This is a genomic window from Microcoleus sp. D3_18_C2 (assembly GCF_036702395.1).
In the GTDB taxonomy this organism is placed as follows: domain Bacteria; phylum Cyanobacteriota; class Cyanobacteriia; order Cyanobacteriales; family Microcoleaceae; genus Microcoleus.
This window is the reverse complement of sequence record NZ_JAUBTG010000006.1, coordinates 168,324-175,855: the sequence shown is the minus strand read 5'-3', so window position 1 is coordinate 175,855 and position 7,532 is coordinate 168,324. Positions and strand designations below refer to the sequence as shown.

Annotated in this window: 8 protein-coding genes and 1 tRNA gene; 5 read left to right on the top strand and 4 right to left on the bottom strand. The window is 46.9% G+C overall.

Annotation, left to right across the window (positions count from 1 at the left end; translation table 11 throughout):
• Positions 1–368: 368 nt before the first annotated feature.
• Entirely contained in the window at positions 369–572 is a 204-nt protein-coding gene (locus QUA88_RS06890; RefSeq protein ID WP_333053719.1) for a hypothetical protein, read from the top strand.
• 93 nt (positions 573–665) lie between these two features.
• On the opposite strand, the gene QUA88_RS06885 is transcribed toward QUA88_RS06890, so the two are convergent.
• Together QUA88_RS06885 and QUA88_RS06880 are read right to left on the bottom strand one after the other, a co-directional pair.
• Positions 666–2,384 carry an ATP-binding protein gene (locus QUA88_RS06885; RefSeq protein WP_333053720.1) on the bottom strand — a complete coding sequence of 573 codons (1,719 nt, stop codon included), beginning with the start codon at positions 2,382–2,384 and terminating at the stop codon, positions 666–668.
• A 91-nt stretch (positions 2,385–2,475) separates the two neighbouring features.
• Positions 2,476–2,889, bottom strand: a complete 414-nt coding sequence (locus QUA88_RS06880) for a hypothetical protein (protein ID WP_333053721.1) — start codon at positions 2,887–2,889, stop codon at positions 2,476–2,478.
• A 102-nt stretch (positions 2,890–2,991) separates the two neighbouring features.
• Between QUA88_RS06880 and QUA88_RS06875 the strand changes: the two genes are divergently transcribed.
• Positions 2,992–4,038: a M42 family peptidase gene (locus QUA88_RS06875; RefSeq protein ID WP_333248116.1), complete on the top strand. Its 1,047-nt coding sequence runs from the start codon at positions 2,992–2,994 to the stop codon at positions 4,036–4,038.
• Between the two features lie 87 nt (positions 4,039–4,125).
• Positions 4,126–4,198 (top strand) — tRNA-Glu (locus QUA88_RS06870).
• A gap of 84 nt (positions 4,199–4,282) precedes the next feature.
• Here the strand turns inward: QUA88_RS06870 and QUA88_RS06865 are convergent.
• Both QUA88_RS06865 and QUA88_RS06860 read right to left on the bottom strand, forming a co-directional pair.
• Positions 4,283–4,456 (bottom strand): hypothetical protein, encoded by a 174-nt coding sequence (locus QUA88_RS06865; RefSeq protein WP_333259250.1) that lies wholly within the window; start codon positions 4,454–4,456, stop codon positions 4,283–4,285.
• Positions 4,443–4,934, bottom strand: coding sequence for a helix-turn-helix domain-containing protein (locus QUA88_RS06860; protein WP_333259253.1), 492 nt, complete (start codon positions 4,932–4,934; stop codon positions 4,443–4,445). The genes QUA88_RS06865 and QUA88_RS06860 overlap by 14 nt, the downstream gene beginning before the upstream one ends.
• 222 nt (positions 4,935–5,156) lie before the next feature.
• Here QUA88_RS06860 and QUA88_RS06855 point away from each other — a divergent pair, with 222 nt between their 5' ends.
• Both QUA88_RS06855 and QUA88_RS06850 read left to right on the top strand, forming a co-directional pair.
• A complete protein-coding gene (locus QUA88_RS06855; RefSeq protein WP_333270946.1) occupies positions 5,157–6,008 on the top strand; it encodes a hypothetical protein in 852 nt (283 codons plus the stop codon).
• Positions 6,009–6,072: 64 nt separating this feature from the next.
• Positions 6,073–7,518, top strand: a complete 1,446-nt coding sequence (locus tag QUA88_RS06850; RefSeq protein WP_333270944.1) for a hypothetical protein — start codon at positions 6,073–6,075, stop codon at positions 7,516–7,518.
• Positions 7,519–7,532 lie beyond the last annotated feature (14 nt).

Genomic DNA, 7,532 nt, shown 5'->3' with positions numbered 1-7,532 from the left:
TTTTCCGTTTCAGCGTAAGGGTTCACTCCTGACGCACCCTACTAGCCTCGTTACTGGTTTAAATGCTCCACAGCTTAATTCACATTTTGCACCGCTTGTAAATCTAGTTGAACTATGCAAATTCAACCTGAAGGCGATAGTTTTAGTCAACCAATCCGGCTGATTCGGAGTTTGTTGAGAAGGCGCTAGATATCATGACAGAGAGTTATTTTTTTGTTCACAAGAGTAAATATGCTTTAATATATGTCAAAAGGCGCTGCAAAACACGGAATTGAAAAATGTTAGAGTGCGATCGACTGCTCCCAACAATTGAACAGTTAGTAAGGCTCCACTTCGCCAGGGCTGCGGAGTCGGAAATTAACTAGCGGTTGAGGGAAAAATTCGCCAGCCCGCGAGTGAATGCTTGGCTCGATCGTGCAAACAATGCGATCGCCCTAATTCCCGACCGCAATCCCCAAAAGTCGATCGCCATTACCGCTGACAAAGATGAAATTCGCACCCTAGAGAATCTAGCACTCACGCAGGCTCTACTCGATAACCACTCTGAGTGCTTCCTATCCTGGATACAGTAGACTTGTTGCCTGAATCAAGTTAACAGAGGTTTGTGCTGCTGACAAAAAGCCCATTATTCTCAAACGCAACATTTGTTCTTGAACACCTGGGTTTTAGCACCTGCTTGTACGTCCGGTGAGGCTGGCCACCACCGCCACTAACTCGGCAGCATCTACGGGTTTGGTCAAATGCATCTGAAAACCTGCTAATAGTGCCTGCTGACGATCGTCATTCCGGGCATAAGCCGTCAGCGCGATCGCGGGTAGCCTACCGCCCCGCAGCGCTTCAAGTTGACGCAGCTTGCGGATCAGGGAGTAGCCATCCTCATCCGGCATCCCAATATCGCTCACTAAAACATCGGGGCTGCGATCAGTTGCGGTTTCGATAATGCTCAAAGCCTCCTTTACCGAAGCCACAGCCATGACATGAGCACCATACTTTTCCAGAATTGTGCTCAGCAACTCTAGGGCGTCAGCCTCGTCCTCTACCACTAAGATTTGTAAGCCTTCAAGGGTGGGCGAGGCCTGAAACCTCCCATTCGCCTCGACGATCGAGTTTAATGGCTCTGGATCGCTCGGTGGTAGATGGATAATCATCACCGGCAGTTTGACTGTAAAAGTCGTCCCCTGTCCTATCCCTGGACTCACTACCGTTACAGTCCCGCCATGTAATTCAACTAATTGACGCACAATGGCTAACCCTAAACCCAACCCCCCATAACTGCGAGTAGTCGTGCTGTCGTGCTGGCTGAAGCGATCGAAGACAAACGGTAGAAAGTCCGAGCTGATGCCTGCTCCAGTGTCGCTGACAGTAATTTCAACATGGGAATTAACCCGCTGCAAACGAATCTGGACTCGCCCGTCTTTAGGGGTAAATTTGAGGGCATTAGAAAGTAGATTCCACACAACTTGCTGCAACCTATCGGCATCACCCAAGAGCGGGCCAGCTTCAGAATCGAGCACGCTTTGCAGGCGAATAGACTTTGCCTCAGCAGCCAATTGTACAGACTCAATCGCCGATTCAATCACCGGCACGAGGTTGACAGGCCGGACTCGGAGGCGCAGTTTACCTGTGATGATGCGAGAAACATCGAGGATGTCTTCGATGAGCTGGGCTTGAGACTTTGCGTTGCGCTCGATCGTCTCCAAAGCCCGCGCCACCTTATCCTCACTCAGGTTTTTTTGCCGTAACATCGTTGACCATCCTAAGATCGCGTTGAGAGGAGTTCTGAGTTCATGAGAAAGAATCGAGAGAAACTCATCCTTGGCACGGTTGGCGGCCTCTGCCTCTGCCCGAATTACTTGTTCACGCTTCAATAATTCGTCTTTGGTGCGATTAGACGCTTCCAGTTGGGCAGTGCGTTCCTGCACCCGTTGCTCTAGCTCCACATTAATCGCCTGGATACGGCGGCGACTATTTTCTAGTTCCTGGTTTGTAAGGGCAAGTTGAGCTGGACTGGGCGTATCGAGTGCCACTGGAATTAAGGGAATCAGTAAAAAAGTGAACGTATAGAAAGACCAAACACCAGTGACAGCTTTGATCAGTCCTGAAACCCAATAAATGGGGTGCCAAAGTGTCACTATTCCCATTAGGTGCGTCGTGCCACATAAGGCAAAAATAAAAAAGAAACCCACCAGCAGCATCACGGTGTGAGCAGGCAGATCCTTACGCTCATTCGTAAAGTAAACAATGGCAAACGCCACCGAGTAATAAGCGAGGGTAGTCAAGGCATCGGACGTTAAGTGCAGCCAGACTAACCCCGGTTTCCAGAGGTAACAATGCCCGTGAGGAATGAAATTACTAGAAAAGAAGGTGCTCAAGAGGTTAGGCATATTAGTTTACGGCACTGTCAAGTTAATTTAGGGGGTGTCATCAATTCAACCCGATGACGGCAGCAACCAGAAGAATCGCACGCCGGAAAGTTCACCGCCTAGGGTGATAGCGCGTCGCGATTCCCTGATACTGCTTCAGCTTGGGAAAAAAGTTCTTAATCAAATGACGGGCTTTGTACAATTGAGCATCGTAAGTTTCCAGGGTCTTGCAATTGCGGCGAGGTGAAATGACGGTGGTCTTCCCCTCGGCATTGAGGCGGTCAATCACGCGCTGATCTGGATCATAGCCCTTGTTAGCCAGCAGTGTATCCGCCACCAGTAATGGCTGCAGTTGGTCGCCTCCTGCTCGCGTCACCAGTTTGTCGGGGGGTGAGGTGAAACTCCAACGGATTGCCCAACGCATCCACGCGATCGCATGAATCTTGTTACTCAATGGCCCTTTGCTGCCTCCAATTGCTTCATTCCTAAGCTCCTCAAAAAGCTCAGCAGGAAGATGTTTTTTCAAGTGGGAAAATGCCTGAATTGAAACTAAGTGTACCGCCGGGAAAGAGTGAGTAAATGTGCTTTAATATATGTCAAAATTCGCTCCTAAAAACGAAAATAAAAAATGTTAGAGTTCGATCGCCTATTCCAAACAATCGAAGAATTAGTAATGCTGCACTCACCCAGCGGTGCGGAATCGGAAATTAACCAGCGGTTGATGGAAAAATTCGCCGCCCTGGGAGTGAATGCTTGGGTCGATCGCGCGGACAATGCGATCGCCCTAATTAAGGGTCGCAATCCCGAAAAGTCGATCGCCATTACCGCCCACAAAGACGAAATTGGCGCCCTAGTTAAAACAATAGGCGAGAGTGGCCGCGTGGAAGTCCGCAGATTGGGCGGCTCGTTTCCTTGGGTTTACGGCGAAGGCGTGGTGGATTTGCTCGGAGACAAGCAAACAATTAGCGGCATTCTCAGCTTCGGTTCCCGCCATGTTTCTCACGAATCTCCTCAGAAAGCTCAGCAGGAAGATGTTTCTTTAAAGTGGGAAAATGCCTGGATTGAAACTAAGTGTACCGCCGAGGAATTAGCCGAGGCCGGAATTCGACCGGGCACGCGGATGGTGGTGGGAAAGCACCGCAAGCGCCCGCTGCGGTTGAAGGACTGGATAGCGAGCTACACTCTGGACAACAAGGCTTCAGTGGCGATTTTGCTGGCTCTGGCGGAATGTTTGAAAGAGCCTGCGGTGAATGTTTATTTGGTAGCGTCGGCGAAGGAGGAGGTTGGGGCGATCGGAGCTTTGTATTTCACCCAGCGCCAGCCGTTGGACGCGCTGATCGCTTTGGAAATTTGCCCTCTGGCGCCGGAATACCCGATTCGTGACAGCGAAAACCCGGTTTTGCTGGTTCAGGACGGCTACGGAGTCTACGATGAAGGATTGAACGCCCAATTGCGCGCAGCCGCCGCAGCAGCCGATGTAGAGGTGCAGTTGGCGGTAATTAGCGGTTTTGGGAGCGATGCTTCGATCGCCATGAAGTTCGGCCACGTAGCCCGCGCCGCTTGTTTGGCTTTCCCCACCCAGAACACCCACGGCTTTGAAATTGCTCATCTCGGGGCGATCGGCAATTGCGCGGCCATCCTCAAAGCCTACTGTGACGTGCTTTGGGACGAGTAGAAAAAAAAGTTTCGCAAAGTAGTTGACAGATTGGGAAAGATTAGTTAAGGTAATAAAGGTGCGGAACACAAGCAAACGCAAAGACGCGCCCCCATCGTCTAGAGGCCTAGGACACATCCCTTTCACGGATGCGACGGGGATTCGAATTCCCCTGGGGGTATTGAAAATTTAAGTCTGATATCAAATTGATATCTAGTATGTGGGGTGGGCATCTTGCCCGCCCTTATTGCTATTAGGACTAACATTAAGTTGATGCGTTCGATCGCACATCTTGCACCATTCTCAAGAACAGGCTTTTCGGCCTGTTCCACAAAGAGTGAATTTTCTTGTGGAACAGGCCGAAAAGCCTGTTCATAAACAAGTAATTGAGAATGGTGCAACATCTCAGTTCGATCGCACTTTCGTTAGTTTGCACCATTGCTATTGATATCAAACTTTTCTATAATGGGAATCTCTGAAGGTGAGGAGGCGACTATTCGCAGGTTTATATCAACTATGATTTGATTTTTATCAAGAACTACATTTGCTTTTTTTATTATAATTTTTGCGGATAAACAATCGCCTGATTCAGGTTCGGGAGATGGCTGAGTTTTATATCCTGCGTCCTCCAGCCATTCACAAATCTTCCTCCAGTTTTCTACCTTTTCATCAGCTTTACCTACAAGATTTTTTACGTATTGGTATAAAGTATTACAGAAATCTACGGCAATTCCCTTGGGGTTTTTACTGAGTCTTTCGGCAATTTCGGCGGGACTGTAGCCGCAGAGTAGACCCCGTAGATGTTGTTTCTCTGTGGGCGTGAGCCGCTTTCCCTTGGCGGATGCTAGGTCTGTGTAAAGAGTTTCTAAGTCCCAGTCGCGGGCAGCTTCGGAGAAGCGATCGTTAGAGGATGCCATTGCAGGGGATAGGTTTCTGGATTTTTTATAATCAAAGTCTAGCACAATTCCTAATGCTGATTAGTTTCTTTGTTAAAGGTAGTTAGATTAGTATCAATGAAAGCAGGATCGTGATTAATTTTACACCTGGAGTGGGGGGAAGGCTCACTGCTTGGGCGGTAGAGTTTTCTGCTCGACAGAGTTATCAACACAAACTCCTCATAATTAGGTATTTACCCGTAAATGTTTAACCACGAATACAAAAAAGAGGCACAAGATAGACTGCGCCGTGCAGTAGAAAAGTACCAAAGAGATTGTGAGTATTTACAAAATGCCGCTGGAAGTCTTTATCAAACGCGAGTCAATCGTGGGGTTGAGATTATCCAACTATGCGAAAATTACATTAACACGTTGGCCAATTCGCCAAAAGAGTTTAGCAAAGTCGTTACAAAACTGAAGTTTCAGCTCAAGGAAATTACTGGCAAAGATTGGGATCTAATTTATGCGGCTCATAACAGCAATGTAGCAGCAGCAGGTGGTGCAGGAGTCATGGCTGGAGCAGGAGTTGCCTGTTTTGGGCCAGCAGCAGCAATGGCAATTGCTACAACTTTTGGAACAGCCTCAACAGGTACTGCGATTGCTTCTCTTTCCGGTGCAGCCGCCGTTAATGCTGCTTTAGCCTGGTTAGGAGGTGGCGCTCTTACTGTGGGTGGTGGCGGTATGGTGGCTGGAAATGCACTGCTGGCACTAGCAGGGCCGATTGGCTGGGGGATTGGTGGTGTAGCTTTGGCTGGTAGTGCTTTTTGGGCAAGTAACGAGAATGAAAAAATTGGTGACGAAGCCAACAACCGCGCTCTTGAAATTGAAGGTGACACAGCTAAAGTCAACATAACCAAGAAAGAAGTCAATCTTCTTGAGGGGGAAACTGTCAAACTAGCTAAGTTGATTCAAAGTGAACTGCAATACTTCAAGCAGAATGCACCTTTGAATTACCTGAATTTTAGCCAAGCTCTCAAACAAAGACTGGGGACTTTAATCAATGCCATTACTTCCCTGAGCGAGTCTATTAAAAAGACCGTAGACCTGAAAATGTAATTATAATTTGGAGTGCAGCATTATCCTCTAGCAATTAGGGAGTAATGCTGCAATTTTTTTAAACATGGAAAACAGAGAAGATAGACATCTGACAACTCAATTCGTTGCTGCAATAGTAGCAGAGGAAAATCTGCGCCATGCAGAACAGCTTGCAACGGAACTCAGTAAACAAGACCGAGCGTTTTTTGCAGCGGTCGGAGAGATTGATAAAGTTCGTGATTTTGTAGGTAGCCCCGAAAAAATTCTGGGAAACACAAGCACAAAACACGGTGAAATAGCTGAGCAAGTGGAAGTTGGTATTCGCAATGCAAAATCTCTTTTGAACTCCTCTGAAACTCGCGCTACTTTTGAGGGAGTGGGTAGAACAGCACCGGAAGATTATTTAATTGATGGTATTAAAGTACAGTCTAAATTTGTGAATGGGGTTGGCAATAATTTAGACCACGTTCTCGACCACATGAAGAAATACGAAAACTTTGGCAGAGATGGGTCATATTACCATATCCCTAAAAACCAATATGAAATTATTGATAAAATATTGAAAGGGCAACAAGTCGAGGGAATAACAAGTCGTACTGCTCAAAAAATACAAGAAAAAGCTCAAGAAATAGAGCAGATGTCGGGTCGTCCTTTCAGTCAGACTGTTCAAGCTGGATCGTCTAACTATGAAGATGTGCAAATAGGCAAAGTTGACGATACGCTAGACCGCAAAGAGCATGAATTAAAGCAAGAACACAAACAAATTAAGGATGGGATACGCTACGAGGCTCAACCTACTCTGGCTGATTTTGGTAACGTTGCTGTTAAAGGCGCGGTTATTGGTGGTAGTATTCGATTTGCTACTAAGCTTTACGCTAAGTATAAGCAAGGTAAAAACGTTTTTAAGGGTGAGTTAACCCCCGAAGACTGGCAAGAAATTGGAATTGATACCGCAAAAGGAGCTGCACTTAGTGGTATATCGGCAACAGTTATTTATGGGTTAACCAATTTTACCCAAATGTCTGCACCCTTAGCTGGTGCTTTTGTTAGTGCCGGCTTGGAAGTTGCTAGTTTAGTCGGTAGTTTGAACCGAGGGGAAATTACTGCCGATCAATTCGTTGAATTAAGTTTATTTGCTTGTGCTGATTCAGCCATTGTTGCTGCTGGAGCTACTATCGGACAAGCTTTGATTCCGATTCCTGTTGTTGGCGCTGTCATTGGTGCGATCGCGGGTCGAATCGTGACTGGTTTTTGCAAGCAGTTATTGGGACAAGATACTCATCTTGCTCGACAAGTGGAACAATATTATCAACAGTCCCTCGCTAAAATTGACCGAGCTTACAAGGTAGCCGTTGCTAATCTTCTTGCTACCTATGAACGACTAGGTAATTTAGCAGAATCAGCTTTTGATCCTAACTTAAACCTCGAAGTGAGATTACAAGCTAGTATCGAATTAGCTGAAGCTTATGGCGTTTCTGATTCCAAGATTATTCACAATGTAGATGAGCTTGACTCTTTTATGCTGAGTTGAGCGAATAAAATATT